Origin of the sequence: Enterobacter cloacae complex sp. 397G4 (assembly GCF_050031515.1) — a bacterium.
Lineage (GTDB): Bacteria > Pseudomonadota > Gammaproteobacteria > Enterobacterales > Enterobacteriaceae > Enterobacter > Enterobacter hormaechei_C.
Genome location: NZ_JBLGWE010000001.1, coordinates 1209612 through 1226717, shown reverse-complemented (window position 1 = coordinate 1226717; position 17106 = coordinate 1209612). Strand labels below are relative to the sequence as shown.

Genomic DNA, 17106 nt, shown 5'->3' with positions numbered 1-17106 from the left:
CCCTCTCCCCGTGGGAGAGGGTCAGGGTGAGGGCATCAGGCCGCACCCTACATGACAACTTAGAAGTCGTAACGCAGACGCACCAGGTTCATATCGCCCAGGTTGTCGGTGCTGGAGGTGAACACGTGTTCGTAATCCACGCGGAAACCGTAATCCAGCTGGAAGCTGATACCCACACCGTTGTCGATGCGCTGGTAGTTACGGCCATTCACGTACTCAATACGGTCGCCCATGAAGTACGGCTGGATGGATTTCACCGCATACTGACCAACCGGGAACTTGTAACCCGCAAAGTATTCAATACCCCATGCATCACCGGCGAAGTAGTCGTTAACGGACACTTTTTTGGTGGTCAGGAAGTTTTGATACCAGCCGCCGCCTGCGGAGAAGGTCCAGTTATCCGGCGTCCAGCTCAGGGCGGTACCAAGGATATTCTGGTCGTAGGATTTGCTGTCGCCGTTGTCCGGGTTACGCATGTCCGCGCGGGTGTAGTTCCACGCTGCGCCCCAGGTCAGATCGGTAGTCAGGTGATAATCGATACCCAGTGAACCGCCGCCTTTACGTTTGTAACGCAGGCCGTTGCCCGGCAGGTATTCGCTGTCTTCAAACAGGTAAGAGGCGTAGATGTCAGCATCGCCCACGGTTTTCTTGTACTTCAGCATCTGGCGTGAACGGTAAGAGCCGTCATAGTCGCCGTTGATCCCGTTACCTGGCGCCTGACCAATCATGTCGTAGTCCCAGATATCGGTTTTTGCGCCCACTACGTCATAGTACACGCTGTTCTGCTGACCGAAGGTCAGCGTACCCCAGGTGTCGCTCTTCAGACCGGTGTAGAGCATACGACGAGAGGTGTCGTGCGCGCCGTCGGCGTAGTGATGATCCCAGTTAAACTGCGCCGGAATGTTCACACCCAGCTCGTAGTAGCTGATCCAGCTGATGTCATCGAACAGGTAGTAATCCGCAGCGAAACGGAAGCGGGTGCCGCCGTCAAAGCCGTTGCGCTTGTAGCTGTTTTTGCCGTCATCACCGGTCATATTCTGGAACTGAGGACGAATACTGCCGCCAACGGTGAAGTTCAGGCGGCTCAGCGGGTTACCCGCCTGCGGATCCTGTTTCAGAAGGGTGATTTCCGCCTGAGATGCGAAAGAAGCCAATGCCACTGCTGCGCCGATCGTTGTCGCCAGCGCTGTTTTTCTTATAGTCATTCTTTTTCCTTGATAGACACGCTGCTAAATATTTAGCTGGTGAATATTAACCGGAAAAATTCGGGCTGTGTGGGCGGGTTTTTAATGTTTTGTGCTACTAAATGCAGGGGCATTAACGATTTGTGCCGTTAAGCGATGACGCACCAGCAGAAATGCCGGCGCGTCATCATCACGTCAGTAAACTAGCTGACAAACTGGCGGAATAGCGCTTTACCTTTCAACAGCCGGGTTCCGAGCCAGCCGCCGCACAGGGACAGCAGCACGGCGCCGCAGACGGGCAGCGTAAGCCACAGCCGCCAGTCGGGCTCCCACGGGAAGTCGAAGACTTTGCTCTGGAGTACCGCCAGCGCGGTTTCCGCCCCGATGGCCGCCACCAGGCCCGCCACCAGACCGAGCAGGGCAAATTCGCTCCACAGCGTGGCGCGCAGCAGCCGTTTACTGGCTCCCAGCGTGCGGTAGACCACCAGCTCCTGATGACGCTGACGCATGCCCACCTGCACCTGCGCCAGCAGCAACAGCACGCCGCAGACGGTCACCAGCACTACCATCACCTCCAGCGCGCGGCTCACCTGCTCCAGCACCTGCCCGACCTGTTTGAGGATCGCGCCGATATCCAGCAGGCTCACCGTCGGAAATTCCCGGTTAAGCTGCGTCAGCATGCCGTTGCCGTTTTCCCAGCGGAAGCTGGTGAGCCAGCTCTGGGGCTGTCCGTCCAGCGCACCCGGCGGGAAGATGAAGAAGAAGTTTGGTCGCAGGCTTTCCCAGTCCACCTTACGCAGGCTGGTAACTTTGGCGGTGAAATCCTGGGTATCACCGGTGAAGGTCACGCTGTCGCCGAGGTTCACGTTCAGCCGTGTTGCCAGCCCCTCCTCCATCGACACTTCCCCCGCTTTCGGCGGCCAGGTGCCGGCAACGATCGGGTTATGGTCCGGACGTTTCGCCTGCCAGGTCAGGTTGAGTTCGCGATTGAGCGATTCATCCTTATTTCCCTCCGTCGACTGGTCGTTGATCTGCGTCAGGCGGGCGCGCACGATCGGATAGAACGATTCCGGAATAATGTGATGCTCAGACAGGAAACCCTTCAGCGGCGTCACCTGTTCGGGAGCAATGTTGATCAGGAAATAGTTCGGGCTTTCAGGCGGAAGCTGCTGCTGCCAGCGATCCAGCAGATCCCCGCGCAGCACCAGCAGAAGCGCCAGCAGCATAAACGACAGCGAAAATGCCGAGAGCTGGCTGAGGGTAGACCACGGCTGGTGCAGCAGTCGGTTAACCGCTAACCGTATGGGGAGTGATTTAACTGTCAGCTTTCTCAGGACATTAAGCAGTATCCAGCCCACTACGCCGCACAGCAGCGCCAGCACCACCGCGCCCGCCAGCACCGCCCACAGCAGCGTACTGCCGCCCATCAGCCAGGCCAACAGCCCGACCGCCACCGCAATAATCACCGGCAGATAGAACTTCAGCGGCCAGACGCTGGCCACCACATCGCGGCGCAGCACGCGCAGCGGCTGGGTGGCGAGCAGCAGCCGGTACGGGCGTAACCCCACCAGCAGGGAGATCATCGTCATCGCGCCGATGGCCCACAGCCACGGCCAGAGGCTGGCAGGCGGTAATGCGGCGGGCAATACCGGTTTGAGCAGCACCATCAGCAGCTTTTCAAACAGCAGCCCTATCGCCCCGCCGGTCAGAGCCGACAGCGCCAGCACCATCAGCCACTGGCCGACAATCAGCTTGCGCAGCTGCGCGCGGCCCGCGCCGAGGGTTTTGAGGATCGCCACCAGATCGTAACGGCTGCGGCAGTAGTGCCCCATCGCCACGGCAACCGCCGCAATGGCAAGCAGCAAGGTTAACAGCGCCGACAGCAGCAGGAACTGCTGGGAACGTTCGAGGGATTTGCCGAGCGCCCCGTCATCCTGCTCCAGCCCGTACCAGCGGTGTTCCGGCTTGAGCTGCGGCAGGAGCCATTTTTCGTACGCCTCCAGCTGAGCAGGCGTCCCGCCAAACTTATACCGCCAGGTGACACGGCTTCCCGGCTGGACGGCGTTGGTTTTCGCCACATCAGCGGTGTTCATCAGCAGGCGCGGCGCAAGCTGGAACGGATTAAATCCAGAGTCGGGCTCCTGCACCACTTCCCCGGCAATTTTGAGTGTCGCGTCGCCGACGTCGATACTGTCGCCGGGTTTCAGGTTCAGCAGCGCCATCAGTCGCGATGCCAGCAGGACCGTACCGGCCGTCGGTTTTAGCCCCGGCGGGCTGGTTTGTAAGTCACCGTACATCGGGTAGATGTCATCCACGGCTTTTACGCTTGCAAGCTGCGGCGTGTCGCCCGCAAAGGTCATAGTCTGAAAGGTGATCTGCTCCCCTACCTTCAGCCCCTCTTTGCGCGCTTCCTCAATCCAGCCCGGCGGCACGGGGCGAGAACTTTGCAGAGCCCGGTCCCCGGCCATAAATTCCCGACTCTGCTGGCTAAGCCCTTTCTCCATACGATCGCTGACGCTACCGAGCGCCAGCACGCAGGCCACCGCCAGGCTCAACGCCAGCCAGACAATCAGCAGCGAGGGCGAGCGCCACTCGCGCCAGAACCAGCGGGCAATCATGCTTCCTCCTGAAGAATACCGTTCACCAGCCGCAGGCGGCGGTCGCAGCGGGCGGCCAGCTGCGGATCGTGGGTAACCAGAATCAGCGTGGTGCCGTGCTCGCGGTTGAGGGAAAACAGCAGATCGGCAATCTTGTCTCCGGTTTTACGGTCAAGGTTACCAGTGGGTTCATCGGCAAACAGCACTTCAGGGCGCCCGTTAAACGCCCGCGCCAGCGCCACGCGCTGCTGCTCACCGCCGGAAAGCTGTGCCGGAAGATGGTCGAGACGTTTGCCTAGCCCCAGCTGTTCCAGCAACGCCTTGGCGTGATCGCGGCTTTCACGAGTATTGTCACCACGCAGCAGGCCGGGCAGCTCAACGTTTTCCAGCGCGTTCAGCGTCGGGATCAGCATGAATGACTGAAAGACAAACCCGATATGCCGGGCACGCAGCGCGGCGCGGGCCTCTTCATCAAGCGCGTGGAGGGGCTGGCCGACCAGGTTCACTTCACCACTACTGCCATCGTCCAGACCGGCGAGAATGGCCAGCAGTGTGGACTTACCGGAACCGGATTCACCAATCAGGGCGATGGTTTCGGCACGTTTGACAACGAGTTCAACTCCGGTGAGGATGGAAAGCTCGTGTTCTCCCTGACCGACGGACTTCTTAAGACGATGAACTTCAATAATGTTTTCCGCTGGCATTTGCCCTTCCTGTTTTTGATGCTGATGACCTTCCGCGCGGCGGCTGCGGACACGTTATTGATTCTGGGCGACAGCCTGAGTGCGGGCTATCGTATGGCCGCCAGTGCGGCCTGGCCCGCCCTGCTCAATGATAAATGGCAGTCCCGGGCGTCTGTCGTGAACGGCAGCATCAGCGGCGATACGTCGCAGCAAGGCTTATCGCGCCTGCCTGCCCTGCTTAAGCAGCATCAACCGCGTTGGGTGCTGGTTGAACTGGGCGGTAATGATGGTTTGCGCGGCTTCCAGCCTCAGCAAACGGAGCAAACGCTGCGGACCATTTTGCAGACCATTAAGGCCGCCAATGCCCAGCCGCTGCTGATGCAAATTCGCCTGCCCGCCAACTACGGCCGTCGGTATAATGAGGCGTTTAGCGCGATCTATCCTAAGCTTGCCAAAGAGTTTGATATTCCGCTGCTGCCATTTTTCATGGAAGAGGTCTATCTGAAACCCCAGTGGATGCAGGATGATGGCATTCACCCCAATCGCGATGCCCAGCCGTTCATTGCCGACTGGATGGCAACCCGGCTGGCTCCTTTAGTAAAACATGACTCGTCAAACAGCTGAGAACCTGACAGGTAAAGTTATGCAAAAATCGGTCTTAATAACAGGATGTTCCAGCGGAATTGGCCTTGAAAGCGCCCTTGAACTGAAACGTCAGGGGTTTTGGGTACTGGCAGCCTGCCGCAAACCCGAGGATGTCGAACGCATGCGAGGGCTGGGATTTACCGGCATTCTGCTGGATCTCGATTCGCCAGAGAGCGTAGAGCAGGCCGCCGATGAGGTTATCGCCCTGACCAACAACCGTCTTTACGGTCTCTTCAACAATGCGGGCTACGGCGTGTACGGCCCGCTACAGACTCTCTCACGGGAACAGCTGGAGCAGCAGTTCTCCGCAAACTTTTTCGGGGCGCATCAGCTTACCATGCGCCTTCTCCCCGCCATGCTGCCGCACGGCGAAGGGCGCATCGTGATGACCTCCTCGGTCATGGGCCTGATCTCCACGCCGGGCCGCGGGGCTTACGCCGCCAGCAAATATGCGCTTGAAGCCTGGTCCGATGCGTTGCGCATGGAGCTGCGCCACAGCGGTATTAAGGTCAGCCTGATTGAACCGGGCCCGATCCGCACCCGCTTTACGGAAAACGTTAACCAGACGCAGGCGGACAAACCGGTCGAAAACCCCGGCATCGCGGCGCGTTTTACGCTTGGGCCAGAAGCCGTCGTTGCCAAAGTGCGCCACGCGTTTGAGAGCGATACCCCTAAAATGCGCTATCCGGTCACGCTGGTAACCCATGCCGTCGGCTGGTTGAAACGCCTGCTGCCGGGGCGGATGATGGACAAAATTTTGCAGGGTTGAGTTGAAGCGACGACGCTTACCCCCATGTAAAGAGTAAACCGATAAAAGAGAATGCCGCATGTCCGTACAGAATATCGTCAACATAACTGAAGCTAACCTGCAACAGACGCTCGAACAGTCAATGATTAAACCGGTGCTGTTCTACTTCTGGTCTGAACGCAGCCAACACTGCCTGCAACTGACGCCGGTCCTGGAAAGCCTTGCCGCGCAGTACAACGGTCAGTTCATTCTGGCGAAGCTGGATTGTGACGCCGAACCAATGGTGGCTTCCCAGTTTGGCCTGCGCGCGATCCCAACCGTCTACCTGTTCCAGAACGGTCAGCCGGTGGATGGCTTCCAGGGGCCGCAGCCGGAAGAGGCGATCCGCGCCCTGCTGGATAAAGTTCTGCCGCGCGAAGAAGAGCTGAAAGCGCAGGAAGCCATGGCGCTGATGCAGGAAGGTAAGTACGACGAGGCGCTGCCGCTGTTAAAAGACGCGTGGCAGCTGTCGAACCAGAACAGCCAGATTGGTCTGCTGCTGGCAGAGACCCAGATTGCGCTGCACCGCCCTGAAGACGCGGAAGCCGTGCTGAAAACGGTGCCGATGCAGGATCAGGATACCCGTTATCAGGGTCTGGTGGCGCAGATTGACCTGCTGAAACAGGCGGCCGATACCCCTGAAATTCAACAGCTTCAGCAGCAGGTTGCGGACAACCCGCAGGATGCCGCGCTGGCAAGCCAGCTGGCGCTTCAGCTTCATCAGGTGGGGCGTAACGAAGAGGCGCTGGAGCTGCTGTTTAGCCATCTTCAGAAGGACCTGGGCGCCGCAGACGGACAGGCGCGGAAGATGTTCCAAAAGATCCTGGCCGCGCTGGGTACCGGTGACGCGCTGGCGTCGAAATATCGTCGTCAGCTGTACGCGTTGCTCTACTAGTAAAAAAATGCCCGGTGGCGCTAACGCTTACCGGGCCTACAAAAGCCGATATTACCCCGTCTTTTTCAACTGCGTCACCACCAGCTGGTGGCGCGCGTTGTAAAACTTCCGATAGGTCAGGTAGCAGGCAATGATGGTGGACAGGCTCGCCGTAGAGAGCAGCATAAACGTCACCATAATCTGGTACTTAATCGCTTTTACCGGATCGATACCGGCAAAAATCAGCCCCGACATCATGCCCGGCAGGCTCACCAGACCCACCGTTTTGGCGGAATCCACCGTTGGGATCAGCGAAGAGCGAATGCTGTCGCGGATCAACCGCGCAGAGGCCACCTTCGGCGTCGCGCCCAGGCTTAGCTTCTCCTGAAGCTGCTGCTGTTCACTGCTGAACCGTTGCCCCAGATTGTTGTAGCACAACCCGACCGCCACCATCGCATTGCCCGCAATCATCCCGGAAATGGGGATCACCTGCATCGGCGTAAATTCTATCGAGCCGGAGAGTACCAGTACCGCCAGCGTTAACGCGGTCCCGGTAGTGATGGCGATCAACGACGAAATGAACGCTTTATCGATGTATTTACTGCGTTTCTGCGCGTTCCATGCCGCGTTAAAGCAGATAAACAGCACCATCAACAGGGTCAGCACGGCATGATTGACGTTGAAGATGTATTTCAGCACATAGCCGACGATGATGAGCTGAATGACCGCGCGGGCGATACTCCAAAGAATATCTTTTTCCAGCCCCAGCTTTTCCCGGTAGCTGACCACAATCGCCACCAGCACCAGGACCATCGACAGCGCCAGCGATTCGTTGGTTATGTTATGTTCACCCACGATGAGCCTCCTCCATTTTCCCGCCCTGCGGCCTGAGCGTGATGACATCATCCGCATGGGTAATTTCATTTGAATCATGCGTCACCCACAGCACGGCAATATTCTGCTCCCGGGCGTAGCGATGGATAATGTCATTGACGTTGCGCTTGTTAGCGTCATCCAGCGCGCTGGTGATTTCGTCCAGCAACAGCGCCTTCGGCAAAAATTGCAGGTTACGGATCAGCGAGACGCGCTGCTTTTCCCCTCCCGACAGTTCGGCGATCGATTTGGTCAGCGTCTCCGGCGAAAGCCCGAACCGGGTCAGATCGTCGGTAAACTTTTTCGGATCAGGCGTTTGGTTGCGGATGTGCCAGGGGAAAACCAGATTGTCGTACACCGTGTCGCCAAACAGGGACGGCGTTTGCACGCAGTATGACACCTGCTGGCGATAGCTTTCCGGTGAAAGCGTGGCGATATCTTTTCCTGCAAACAGGATGGTTCCCTCCGTTGGGCTCAGTAGCGAAGCCACGATTTTCAGGAGGGTGCTTTTGCCGCAGCCGGAGGGGCCAGTTATCAGTTTAAATTCGCCCGGAGAGAGACAAAAATCAACGTGCTGAAGGATGGTGTTATCACCCACACGAAAGCCAACATCCCTGATATCCAGAAGATTTTTTTTATTATTCATTCCGATTCCATTAACCGCTGTAATAAGAACAGCCTTTAGCATAATCCTTTCCGCTACGCAGCGCGAATAGCCTTAACCTATAGCAAGTGTTAAACTTTTTGCTCGCTAATTGTCACCTCTATAACTACAGGAAGTCAGCAACATGACACATATCTTTTATGAGTTCTCTTCCCTGAAGCCTGGTGTTCCTGATGTGGAAACATTAATGGAAGTCATCAATTCTTCTGAACTCACGCGTTTTGTCATGGGTGCAGAGGTGGTCGATTTTGTTAAGAAGGCGCTCATCGTTAACACCACAATCGGTAGCTTTAAAAACTGCTATTTTGCTTTCGATGATGGAGCGTACTTTCTCGAGTTTGACGGCAAGGGTAAATCCAGACGCTTTACTGAGGTGCCGGACTGGTTCGTTTCCCCCGCGGAATTTGCCCGCTCGCAATGGCTGATTAACCATGATCTGGCCGATGTGAAGGCGACGGCGTTTATTGACGTGCTGATGTCCTACCCGCTTAAAGAGCGCCGGGCGCACTGCAATCTGCTGTTTGGTCTGGATCTGCATAAGGTCAATGTGGTTCCGGCGCCTACAGCCCCTGCCGGAAAAATGGGCAATAAAAACGGAAAAACCACCAAGCCTCGCGTCACAGATCTCGGCTCTTTTGAGCTTTTTACCGCGTTCTTTGCGCGTATGAAAACCGCCGTCAATGCTAATGAATTCCCTACCCTACAGGTGCTGACCGGCCAGGAGGATCTTACAAAAGCGCCGCACAGCTTAAAGCAAGGGATCAGAACCTGGTTTAAGGCGATTACCGGCGATCTGCCACCGAACAACAAACGTGTCGGGGCGGGCAATGCGGTATTGTTCTGCGCTCCCGTTCGCGAGCAGATCCAGCAGATAGAGGCCATCGGCCTGGAAAAATACTATCAGGGCTTATCAAAAGCTATCGCTGACGCCGGGGATGGGTTTATCACCGACTTCAGCTATACCTGGTCTGAAAAGTAACGTTTTGCGCCCCGCATCCCGAACGGGGCGTTTTATTTCTGCCAGTCCGGTTCCCACCTCTTTACAGGGGCGAAATCCTGTTCGTTAGCCGATATACTTACGTTCAACAAATACGCAGTTTTTCTCGTTACGGCATGCAAAACAGGAGGTTTTTATGCTCATCGTTGTTCCTGTCCTTATATTCGTTGCGCTGGTTATCGTGGGCGCAGGCGTCAAAATTGTCCCGCAGGGTTACCAGTGGACTGTCGAACGCTTCGGTCGCTACACCAATACTCTTCAGCCGGGTTTAAGCCTGATCGTCCCGTTCATGGACAGAATTGGGCGTAAGATCAATATGATGGAGCAGGTGCTGGATATCCCTTCCCAGGAAGTCATCTCCAAGGATAATGCCAACGTCACCATCGATGCGGTGTGCTTTATTCAGGTGATTGATGCGCCGAAAGCGGCCTATGAGGTGAGCAACCTGGAGCTGGCGATCGTCAACCTGACCATGACCAACATCCGTACCGTGCTTGGCTCAATGGAGCTGGACGAAATGCTCTCCCAGCGCGACAGCATAAATACCCGCCTGCTGCACATTGTGGATGAAGCCACCAATCCGTGGGGGATCAAAGTGACACGCATTGAGATCCGCGACGTGCGCCCACCGGCAGAGCTGATTGCTTCCATGAACGCGCAGATGAAGGCCGAGCGTACCAAGCGTGCCTATATTCTTGAAGCCGAAGGGGTGCGTCAGGCTGAAATCCTGAAAGCGGAAGGGGAAAAACAGTCGCAGATCCTGAAAGCCGAGGGCGACCGTCAGTCTGCCTTCCTCCAGGCGGAAGCGCGTGAACGTTCGGCAGAAGCGGAAGCCCGCGCGACGCAAATGGTCTCCGAGGCGATTGCCGCCGGGGATATCCAGGCCGTGAACTACTTCGTCGCGCAAAAATATACCGATGCGCTGAAGGAGATCGGCTCCGCGAACAACAGCAAGGTGGTAATGATGCCGCTGGATGCCAGCAGTCTGATGGGATCTATCGCCGGAATTGCCGAGTTGATCAAAGACGGCGGAAACGAGCGTAAAAAATGATAGAGCTCATCGTTGCACATCCTCATGCGTTCTGGCTAAGCCTTGGCGGTTTACTGCTGGCCGCCGAGATGCTTGGCGGCAACGGTTATCTGCTGTGGAGCGGGGTTGCCGCGGTGATTACCGGGCTGGTCGTCTGGCTGCTGCCTGTCGGCTGGGAGTGGCAGGGCGCGCTGTTTGCCGTGCTGACGCTGCTGGCCGCCTGGCTGTGGTGGCGCTGGCTGAACAAACGGGTGAAGGCGCAGAAGCCGGTCGACGCGCACCTCAACCAGCGTGGGCAGCAGATCGTGGGTAGACGCTTTACGCTTGATAACGCGCTGATCAACGGACGCGGTCATATGCGCGTGGGGGACAGTTCGTGGCCGGTGGTGGCCGACGATGACCTCAGCGCCGGCACGCGGGTTGAGGTCATTGCGGTGGAAGGCATTACCCTGCGGGTTAAAGCCTGTTAGGCGTGGGTTTTACGGTGGCAGCAGCCGGAAAGATTGTCGATAATCGGGCACTCGGCGCTGTCATCTCCCGGGCAGGATTCTGCCAGCTGTAACAGTTGCTCACGCATCGCCTGTAATTCGATGATATGGCGTTCGATCTCCGCCACTTTTTCCAGCGTACGTTTTTTCACGTCGGCACTGTGGCGTTTCGGATCGTTAAACAGGTTAACCAGCTCGCCGCACTCTTCAAGGTTAAATCCTACCTGTCTTGCCTGGCGCAGTAACGTCAGTTCGTCAAGATGCAGCTGCGTATAGCTGCGGTAGCCGTTCTCACTGCGCAACGGTGGCGTCACCAGCCCTTTTTCCTCATAAAAGCGAATCGCTTTGCTGGTTAAGCCGGTTTTTTTCGCAACATCGCTGATATTCACATTTCCCCCTTGACCTTCCCCTTGATGGAAGGTTTAACCTTCATAACAATTAGCGAAAAGCAGAGTGAAGGTCAACAATTGACCAGAACATTATACGGGAGTTTTGTTATGTCTCACACTATTGACCTGACACTGGACGGCCTCTCCTGCGGCCACTGTGTCAAACGCGTTAAAGAAAGCCTGGAGCAGCGTCCTGACGTGGAAAGCGCTGAGGTGAGTATCGATCATGCCGCCGTGACCGGCAGCGCCAGCGCCGACGCGCTGATTGATACCATTAAACAGGCCGGTTACGGGGCGGAGTTAAGCCACCCAAAGGCTAAACCGCTGGCAGAGTCATCATCCCCGTCGGAAGCACTGACAGCGGCCACTCCTGAGCTTCCGGTAGCTGATGATATTGATGACAGCCAACAGCTGCTGATCAACGGCATGAGCTGCGCCAGCTGCGTCTCCCGGGTACAAAACGCCTTACAGGCGGTACCGGGCGTCGCACAGGCACGGGTAAACCTGGCGGAGCGTACTGCGCTGGTGATGGGCAGCGCCTCCGCCGCAGAGTTAGTGCAGGCCGTGGAGAAAGCGGGCTACGGGGCGGAGGCCATCGAAGATGATGCCGAGCGCCGCGAGCGCCAGCAGGAAACGGCTGTCGCCACTATGAAGCGTTTCCGCTGGCAGGCGATTGTCGCCCTGCTGGTCGGTATTCCGGTGATGGTGTGGGGCATGATGGGTGACAACATGATGGTCACCGCTGACAACCGCACCCTGTGGCTGGTGATTGGTCTGATTACCCTTGCGGTGATGGTGTTTGCTGGCGGACATTTCTATACCAGCGCCTGGAAGAGCCTGAAAAACCGCACCGCGACGATGGACACGCTGGTCGCGCTCGGTACCGGCGCGGCGTGGCTGTATTCGATGAGCGTGAACGTCTGGCCGCAGTGGTTCCCGATGGAGGCGCGCCATCTCTATTATGAAGCGAGTGCGATGATTATCGGTCTGATTAACTTAGGCCATATGCTCGAAGCCCGCGCGCGTCAGCGCTCGTCGAAAGCGCTGGAAAGATTACTCGATTTAACCCCGCCGACGGCCCGCGTGGTCACGGACGACGGGGAAAAAAGCGTTCCGCTCTCAGAGGTACAGCCGGGAATGACGCTGCGCCTGACCACCGGCGAACGCGTGCCCGTCGACGGTGAAATCACCCAGGGCGATGCCTGGCTGGATGAAGCGATGCTGACCGGCGAGCCGATACCCCAGCAGAAATCTCAGGGCGATGCGGTGCATGCGGGTACGGTGGTACAGGACGGCAGCGTACTGTTCCGCGCCAGCGCGGTCGGGAGCCATACCACGCTGTCACGCATCATTCGCATGGTCCGCCAGGCGCAGAGCAGTAAGCCGGAGATTGGTCAGCTTGCCGATAAAATCTCCGCCATTTTTGTGCCGGTGGTCGTCGGTATTGCCCTGCTGAGCGCGGCGATCTGGTATTTCTTCGGCCCGGCGCCGCAGATTGTCTACACCCTGGTGATCGCCACCACGGTGCTGATCATCGCCTGCCCTTGTGCCCTTGGCCTGGCCACGCCGATGTCGATTATCTCTGGCGTCGGACGCGCCGCCGAATTTGGCGTACTGGTCCGTGATGCTGACGCCCTGCAACGGGCAAGCACGCTGGACACCCTTGTCTTTGATAAAACCGGCACGCTCACCGAGGGCAAACCGCAGGTGGTGGCCGTCAGTACCGTTGGCTGTACGGAGACGGACGCCTTGCGCCTGGCCGCCGCGCTGGAACAAGGTTCCAGCCACCCGCTGGCGCGCGCCATCCTGGAGAAAGCCGGTGATGGCCGTCTGCCGCAGGTCAGCAACTTCCGCACCCTGCGCGGTTTAGGGGTCAGCGGTGAAGCCGAAGGCCATACGCTGCTGCTGGGCAACCAGGCACTGCTGACTGAACACGGCGTTGATACGTCCGCGCTGGACGCAGAGCTAAACGCGCAGGCCTCTCAGGGCGCGACGCCGGTTCTGCTGGCGAGGGATGGTCAGGTGGCGGCGCTGCTGGCCGTGCGCGATCCGTTACGCCAGGACAGCGTAGATGCCTTACAGCGCCTGCACCGCGCGGGCTATCGTCTGGTGATGCTGACCGGGGACAACCCGACCACCGCCAACGCCATTGCGAAAGAAGCCGGTATTGATGAGGTGATCGCGGGCGTGCTGCCGGACGGCAAAGCGGACGCCATCAAGAACCTGCAAAGTCAGGGTCGCCAGGTGGCGATGGTGGGCGACGGCATCAACGACGCCCCGGCGCTGGCGCAGGCTGACGTAGGCATTGCGATGGGCGGCGGGAGCGATGTCGCCATTGAAACCGCGGCGATCACCCTGATGCGCCACAGCCTGATGGGGGTGGCGGATGCGCTGGCGATTTCGAAAGCCACGTTGCGCAACATGAAGCAGAACCTGCTGGGGGCCTTCGTCTATAACTCGCTCGGCATTCCGATTGCCGCCGGGATTTTGTGGCCGCTGACCGGTACCCTGCTGAACCCGGTTGTTGCGGGTGCGGCGATGGCGCTCTCGTCAATTACCGTGGTGAGCAACGCTAACCGTCTGCTGCGGTTTAAACCGAAGGATTGAACCTTGTACCCGTACGCGCTAGCATGAACCTTTCCGATCATGGAGCGCGTATGGGTCTGTTTAATCGTCTAAAAACATCGTTTCGCGCCCTTTTTCCCCGCCGTTATGCCTGGCCCGGTATGGATATTTCGCTTCCGGGCGGGCAGCATCTGCACCTGGTGGGAAGCATTCATATGGGCACGCAGGACATGTCCCCCCTGCCCTCCGGCCTGATTAAACTGCTGAAGCGCGCCGACGCGCTGATCGTCGAAGCCGACATCTCCGGCCATGAATCGCCGTTTGCCGGGCTGGAAAGCGATCGCCCCCTGGCGGAACGTCTTAACGGGACGCAGCTGGCTGAGCTTACCCGTCTTGCGGATGAGACCGGCGTCTCGCTCTCAATGCTCGACACTCTGCCCCTGTGGCAAATTGCCATGGTGCTACAGGCCACCCAGGCGCAGCGCCTGGGGCTGCGCGGCGATTACGGTATCGATTATCAACTGCTGAATGCGGCAAGGGCGCGCAACCTGTCCGTCATTGAACTGGAAGGCACGGACAGCCAGATTGCGCTTCTTCGCCAGCTTCCCGATGACGGCCTGATGCTGCTGGATGATACCCTGACCCACTGGCACACCAACGCGCGTCTGCTGCAAACGATGATTGGCTGGTGGCTGGATGCGCCGCCCGCAGACGGTAAGCTGGCGTTACCGTCGACGTTCAGTGAATCGTTGTATGATGTGCTGATGAACGCGCGCAACCAGGCGTGGCGGGAGACACTATATGCCCTGCCTGCCGGTCGTTATGTTGTCGCGGTTGGCGCGTTGCATTTGTACGGAGAAGGGAATTTGCCGTCGCTGCTGAAATAAAAAAATGGCCAATATCTCTATTGGCCCGTCAAAGAGGAATTTCATCGTTTTTATTATACCGAAGTGACCTTCGGCTACGCCGATTGTCGCTCAAAGTAACCATCACTGCCAATACTATTGCGCAAGATGGTGCTATTTTTTAGACAAACGTCAGGCGTATGCTGCTGGTATGAATCGTCTGTCGTAAGAAGGATAGCCATGACTCCCGCCGTTAAATTACTCGAAAAAAACAAAATTTCTTTCCGGATCCACACCTACGATCACGATCCGAACGAAACCAACTTTGGTGATGAAGTGGTGCGCAAGCTGGGGCTGAACGCGGACCAGGTCTACAAAACGCTGCTGGTCGCGGTGAACGGCGATATGAAGCACCTCGCCGTGGCAGTGACGCCCGTCGCCGGACAGCTTGATCTGAAGAAAGTGGCCAAAGCGCTGGGAGCGAAAAAGGTCGATATGGCTGACCCGATGGTTGCGCAACGCACAACGGGTTATCTGGTTGGCGGGATCAGCCCGCTCGGCCAGAAAAAGCGTCTGCCGACGCTGATCGATGCGCCTTCGCAGGAATTTGAGACGATCTATATTTCTGGCGGCAAACGCGGGCTGGATATCGAACTGGCCGCAGGCGATCTGGCGAAAATGCTGGACGCGAAATTTGCGGATATTGCGCGCCGGGATTGAGAAAATTGCCCGGTGGCGCTGCGCTTACCAGGCCTACGATTCGAATGTAGGCCGGGTAAGGCGAAGCCGCCACCCGGCAAAAAAACGCACTACTGCCAGCTCACCTCGCCCTTCGGCTCATACGTGTTCACGTCAATCGGTGAATTTTGCTGGATAAACTGCTTCAACACTTCCGCATCAATAAACCCGGTATTTACATAGCCCGGTTTGTTATCGATATGCGGATAGCCGTCGCCGCCGGTGGCGTTAAAGCTTAACGTTGCCAGGCGGTAGGTTTTCGCCGGATCAACCGGTTCGCCTTTGATTTTGAGATCGTTAAGCTTGCCGTCCTTAGCGACGAAGCTGACGTTAGCAAACTGCGGATACGCCCCGGAATCCGGCTTCATCTGCGCCACGGCGGTCAGGTAGTCAATCACCTCCTTCCCGCTCATGTCCGCATAGACCACCACGTTGCCAAACGGCTGCACTTTGAGCACGTCTTTATAGGTGATGTCTCCGCCTTCGATGGAATCACGAATACCGCCGCCGCTCATCACGCCGAAATCCGCATTCGTGCGCGCCATCTGCGCGGCCAGCACCAGACGCCCCATGTTGGTCTGTACGAAGCGGACTTTGCTGCGGTCCCCTTCCAGTCGTCCGTTAAGCGTGCCAATCTTCACGTCCAGCTGCGCTTTCCCTTTGCTCTGGAACGGCGTCAGCAGAGAGAGCATCTGCTGGTTTTCAGCGATCTCTGGCGTGTAGAGTACCCGCTCGCTTTTGCCGTCCGGGTAGGTCACTTTCTTCTTCAGGTTGACCGGGATGAGCTGATAGTGCACCAGCTTCATCTCGCCGTTACGGAATTCGAAATCCGCGCGGCCAACGTATTTACCCCACTCGTGGGCCTGTACAATCCAGATCCCGTTCTGACGATCAGGCGCGCACGGCGTGCCGGGCACATAATCTGCCTGCTTTTTATTCTCAGAAGCCATGCAGACCGGATCCTGTGAGTGACCGCCCACAATCATCGCCAGCGAGCCCGCAGGAAGGCTGCGCGCCATCTCCACGTCGCCCGGCGCGTTAGAGCCGTGCTGACCGTTATCGTAATGCCCCATGTGGGTGGTCGCGATAATCACATCCGGTTTTTCATTCTGCTGCAACTCCTGGATCACCAGCTTCGCTTCGTCCGCCGGTTTACGGAATTCGATGTCGGTGAAAAATTCAGGATTACCAATTTTAGCCGTATCGTCGGTGGTTAAGCCGATGACCGCGATCTTCAGATCCTGACGCTTAAACAGCGCCCACGGTTTAAACAGGCGCTCGCCGGTGCTTTTCTGATAAATATTGGCGGAAAGGAACGGGAATTTGGACCACTTCTCCTGCTGGCGCAATACGCTCAGCGGATTATCAAACTCGTGGTTTCCGACCGCCATCGCGTCGTAACCAATTAAATTCATGCCGCGAAAATCAGGCTCGGCATCCTGCAAATCAGATTCCGGCACCCCGGTATTAATATCCCCGCCCGACAGCAGCAGGACGCTGCCGCCCTGGGCCGCGACCTCTTTACGAATGCCGTCCACCAGCGTTTTTTGCGCCGCCAGGCCATATTCACCGTATTCGCTGCGCCAGAAATGGCCGTGATGATCGTTAGTATGCAGAATGGTAATTTTATAGGTTTTATCTTTTTCATACGCCTGCGCGGGCAGGCTTGTCAGCCCCCATGCGGCGATGAGCGCCAGCGCGACGCCACGCTTCATTAACTTCATCTTCTCTCTCCCTGACCCATAGA

Annotated in this window: 16 protein-coding genes; 9 read left to right on the top strand and 7 right to left on the bottom strand. The window is 57.5% G+C overall.

Annotated elements, in window-relative coordinates; all coding sequences use genetic code 11:
• Positions 1-59: 59 nt before the first annotated feature.
• The 3 genes from ACQG1Y_RS05810 to ybbA form a co-directional block, all read right to left on the bottom strand.
• Positions 60-1205 (bottom strand): porin, encoded by a 1146-nt coding sequence (locus ACQG1Y_RS05810; protein WP_017383228.1) that lies wholly within the window; start codon positions 1203-1205, stop codon positions 60-62.
• A 182-nt stretch (positions 1206-1387) separates the two neighbouring features.
• Complete coding sequence (gene ybbP, locus ACQG1Y_RS05805; protein WP_332944081.1) at positions 1388-3802, bottom strand: putative ABC transporter permease subunit YbbP; 2415 nt, start codon at positions 3800-3802, stop codon at positions 1388-1390.
• Complete coding sequence (gene ybbA, locus ACQG1Y_RS05800; RefSeq protein ID WP_368740664.1) at positions 3799-4485, bottom strand: putative ABC transporter ATP-binding protein YbbA; 687 nt, start codon at positions 4483-4485, stop codon at positions 3799-3801. Before ybbA ends, ybbP begins: the two co-directional genes overlap by 4 nt.
• On the opposite strand from ybbA, the gene tesA reads away from it, so the two are divergent.
• Genes tesA through ACQG1Y_RS05785 form a run of 3 tightly spaced genes read left to right on the top strand, consistent with a single transcriptional unit; the run spans position 4456 to position 6791 of the window.
• Complete coding sequence (gene tesA / locus ACQG1Y_RS05795; protein ID WP_003858933.1) at positions 4456-5088, top strand: multifunctional acyl-CoA thioesterase I/protease I/lysophospholipase L1; 633 nt, start codon at positions 4456-4458, stop codon at positions 5086-5088. The two genes, ybbA and tesA, sit on opposite strands and share 30 nt — an antisense overlap.
• A complete protein-coding gene (locus tag ACQG1Y_RS05790; protein ID WP_006809829.1) occupies positions 5069-5878 on the top strand; it encodes an SDR family oxidoreductase in 810 nt (269 codons plus the stop codon). Before tesA ends, ACQG1Y_RS05790 begins: the two co-directional genes overlap by 20 nt.
• A 58-nt stretch (positions 5879-5936) precedes the next feature.
• Complete coding sequence (locus ACQG1Y_RS05785) at positions 5937-6791, top strand: co-chaperone YbbN (RefSeq protein WP_368740663.1); 855 nt, start codon at positions 5937-5939, stop codon at positions 6789-6791.
• A 51-nt stretch (positions 6792-6842) separates the two neighbouring features.
• Here the strand turns inward: ACQG1Y_RS05785 and fetB are convergent, their stop codons facing one another.
• Together fetB and fetA are read right to left on the bottom strand one after the other, a co-directional pair.
• Positions 6843-7625, bottom strand: coding sequence for an iron efflux ABC transporter permease subunit FetB (fetB, locus tag ACQG1Y_RS05780; RefSeq protein ID WP_017383223.1), 783 nt, complete (start codon positions 7623-7625; stop codon positions 6843-6845).
• Positions 7618-8289 carry an iron efflux ABC transporter ATP-binding subunit FetA gene (gene fetA, locus ACQG1Y_RS05775; RefSeq protein WP_015571235.1) on the bottom strand — a complete coding sequence of 224 codons (672 nt, stop codon included), beginning with the start codon at positions 8287-8289 and terminating at the stop codon, positions 7618-7620. Before fetA ends, fetB begins: the two co-directional genes overlap by 8 nt.
• Before the next feature lie 142 nt (positions 8290-8431).
• Here fetA and ACQG1Y_RS05770 point away from each other — a divergent pair, with 142 nt between their 5' ends.
• The 3 genes from ACQG1Y_RS05770 to ACQG1Y_RS05760 all read left to right on the top strand — a co-directional run bounded on the left by ACQG1Y_RS05770 (position 8432) and on the right by ACQG1Y_RS05760 (position 10804).
• The gene (locus tag ACQG1Y_RS05770; RefSeq protein ID WP_015571236.1) at positions 8432-9286 is read left to right on the top strand and encodes a hypothetical protein; all 855 of its coding nucleotides are present in this window, start codon (positions 8432-8434) and stop codon (positions 9284-9286) included.
• Positions 9287-9440: 154 nt separating this feature from the next.
• Positions 9441-10355, top strand: coding sequence for an SPFH domain-containing protein (locus ACQG1Y_RS05765; protein ID WP_003858941.1), 915 nt, complete (start codon positions 9441-9443; stop codon positions 10353-10355).
• Positions 10352-10804 carry an NfeD family protein gene (locus ACQG1Y_RS05760; RefSeq protein WP_015571238.1) on the top strand — a complete coding sequence of 151 codons (453 nt, stop codon included), beginning with the start codon at positions 10352-10354 and terminating at the stop codon, positions 10802-10804. The genes ACQG1Y_RS05765 and ACQG1Y_RS05760 overlap by 4 nt, the downstream gene beginning before the upstream one ends.
• Here ACQG1Y_RS05760 and cueR read toward each other — a convergent pair.
• On the bottom strand, positions 10801-11211 hold the full coding sequence (gene cueR, locus ACQG1Y_RS05755; RefSeq protein WP_017383222.1) for a Cu(I)-responsive transcriptional regulator: 411 nt from the start codon (positions 11209-11211) through the stop codon (positions 10801-10803). The genes ACQG1Y_RS05760 and cueR overlap by 4 nt on opposite strands.
• Before the next feature lie 108 nt (positions 11212-11319).
• On the opposite strand from cueR, the gene copA reads away from it, so the two are divergent.
• From copA to ybaK, 3 genes are all read left to right on the top strand, one after another.
• Positions 11320-13818, top strand: a complete 2499-nt coding sequence (gene copA / locus ACQG1Y_RS05750) for a copper-exporting P-type ATPase CopA (protein ID WP_414234650.1) — start codon at positions 11320-11322, stop codon at positions 13816-13818.
• A 50-nt stretch (positions 13819-13868) separates the two neighbouring features.
• Positions 13869-14663, top strand: a complete 795-nt coding sequence (locus tag ACQG1Y_RS05745) for a TraB/GumN family protein (protein WP_017383220.1) — start codon at positions 13869-13871, stop codon at positions 14661-14663.
• 198 nt (positions 14664-14861) lie between these two features.
• Positions 14862-15341, top strand: coding sequence for a Cys-tRNA(Pro)/Cys-tRNA(Cys) deacylase YbaK (gene ybaK / locus ACQG1Y_RS05740; protein ID WP_010428207.1), 480 nt, complete (start codon positions 14862-14864; stop codon positions 15339-15341).
• A gap of 89 nt (positions 15342-15430) precedes the next feature.
• Here the strand turns inward: ybaK and ushA are convergent, their stop codons facing one another.
• Positions 15431-17083 (bottom strand): bifunctional UDP-sugar hydrolase/5'-nucleotidase UshA, encoded by a 1653-nt coding sequence (gene ushA, locus ACQG1Y_RS05735; protein WP_032670451.1) that lies wholly within the window; start codon positions 17081-17083, stop codon positions 15431-15433.
• Positions 17084-17106 lie beyond the last annotated feature (23 nt).

Bases quoted from the DNA above. Each gene is read 5' to 3' on its own strand.
- ACQG1Y_RS05810 (WP_017383228.1), bottom strand. From the start codon at position 1,205: ATGACTATAAGAAAAACAGCGCTGGCGACAACGATCGGCGCAGCAGTG.
- ybbP (WP_332944081.1), bottom strand. From the start codon at position 3,802: ATGATTGCCCGCTGGTTCTGGCGCGAGTGGCGCTCGCCCTCGCTGCTG.
- tesA (WP_003858933.1), top strand. From the start codon at position 4,456: ATGAACTTCAATAATGTTTTCCGCTGGCATTTGCCCTTCCTGTTTTTG.
- ybbA (WP_368740664.1), bottom strand. From the start codon at position 4,485: ATGCCAGCGGAAAACATTATTGAAGTTCATCGTCTTAAGAAGTCCGTC.
- ACQG1Y_RS05790 (WP_006809829.1), top strand. From the start codon at position 5,069: ATGACTCGTCAAACAGCTGAGAACCTGACAGGTAAAGTTATGCAAAAA.
- ACQG1Y_RS05785 (WP_368740663.1), top strand. From the start codon at position 5,937: ATGTCCGTACAGAATATCGTCAACATAACTGAAGCTAACCTGCAACAG.
- fetA (WP_015571235.1), bottom strand. From the start codon at position 8,289: ATGAATAATAAAAAAAATCTTCTGGATATCAGGGATGTTGGCTTTCGT.
- ACQG1Y_RS05770 (WP_015571236.1), top strand. From the start codon at position 8,432: ATGACACATATCTTTTATGAGTTCTCTTCCCTGAAGCCTGGTGTTCCT.
- ACQG1Y_RS05765 (WP_003858941.1), top strand. From the start codon at position 9,441: ATGCTCATCGTTGTTCCTGTCCTTATATTCGTTGCGCTGGTTATCGTG.
- ACQG1Y_RS05760 (WP_015571238.1), top strand. From the start codon at position 10,352: ATGATAGAGCTCATCGTTGCACATCCTCATGCGTTCTGGCTAAGCCTT.
- copA (WP_414234650.1), top strand. From the start codon at position 11,320: ATGTCTCACACTATTGACCTGACACTGGACGGCCTCTCCTGCGGCCAC.
- ACQG1Y_RS05745 (WP_017383220.1), top strand. From the start codon at position 13,869: ATGGGTCTGTTTAATCGTCTAAAAACATCGTTTCGCGCCCTTTTTCCC.
- ybaK (WP_010428207.1), top strand. From the start codon at position 14,862: ATGACTCCCGCCGTTAAATTACTCGAAAAAAACAAAATTTCTTTCCGG.
- ushA (WP_032670451.1), bottom strand. From the start codon at position 17,083: ATGAAGTTAATGAAGCGTGGCGTCGCGCTGGCGCTCATCGCCGCATGG.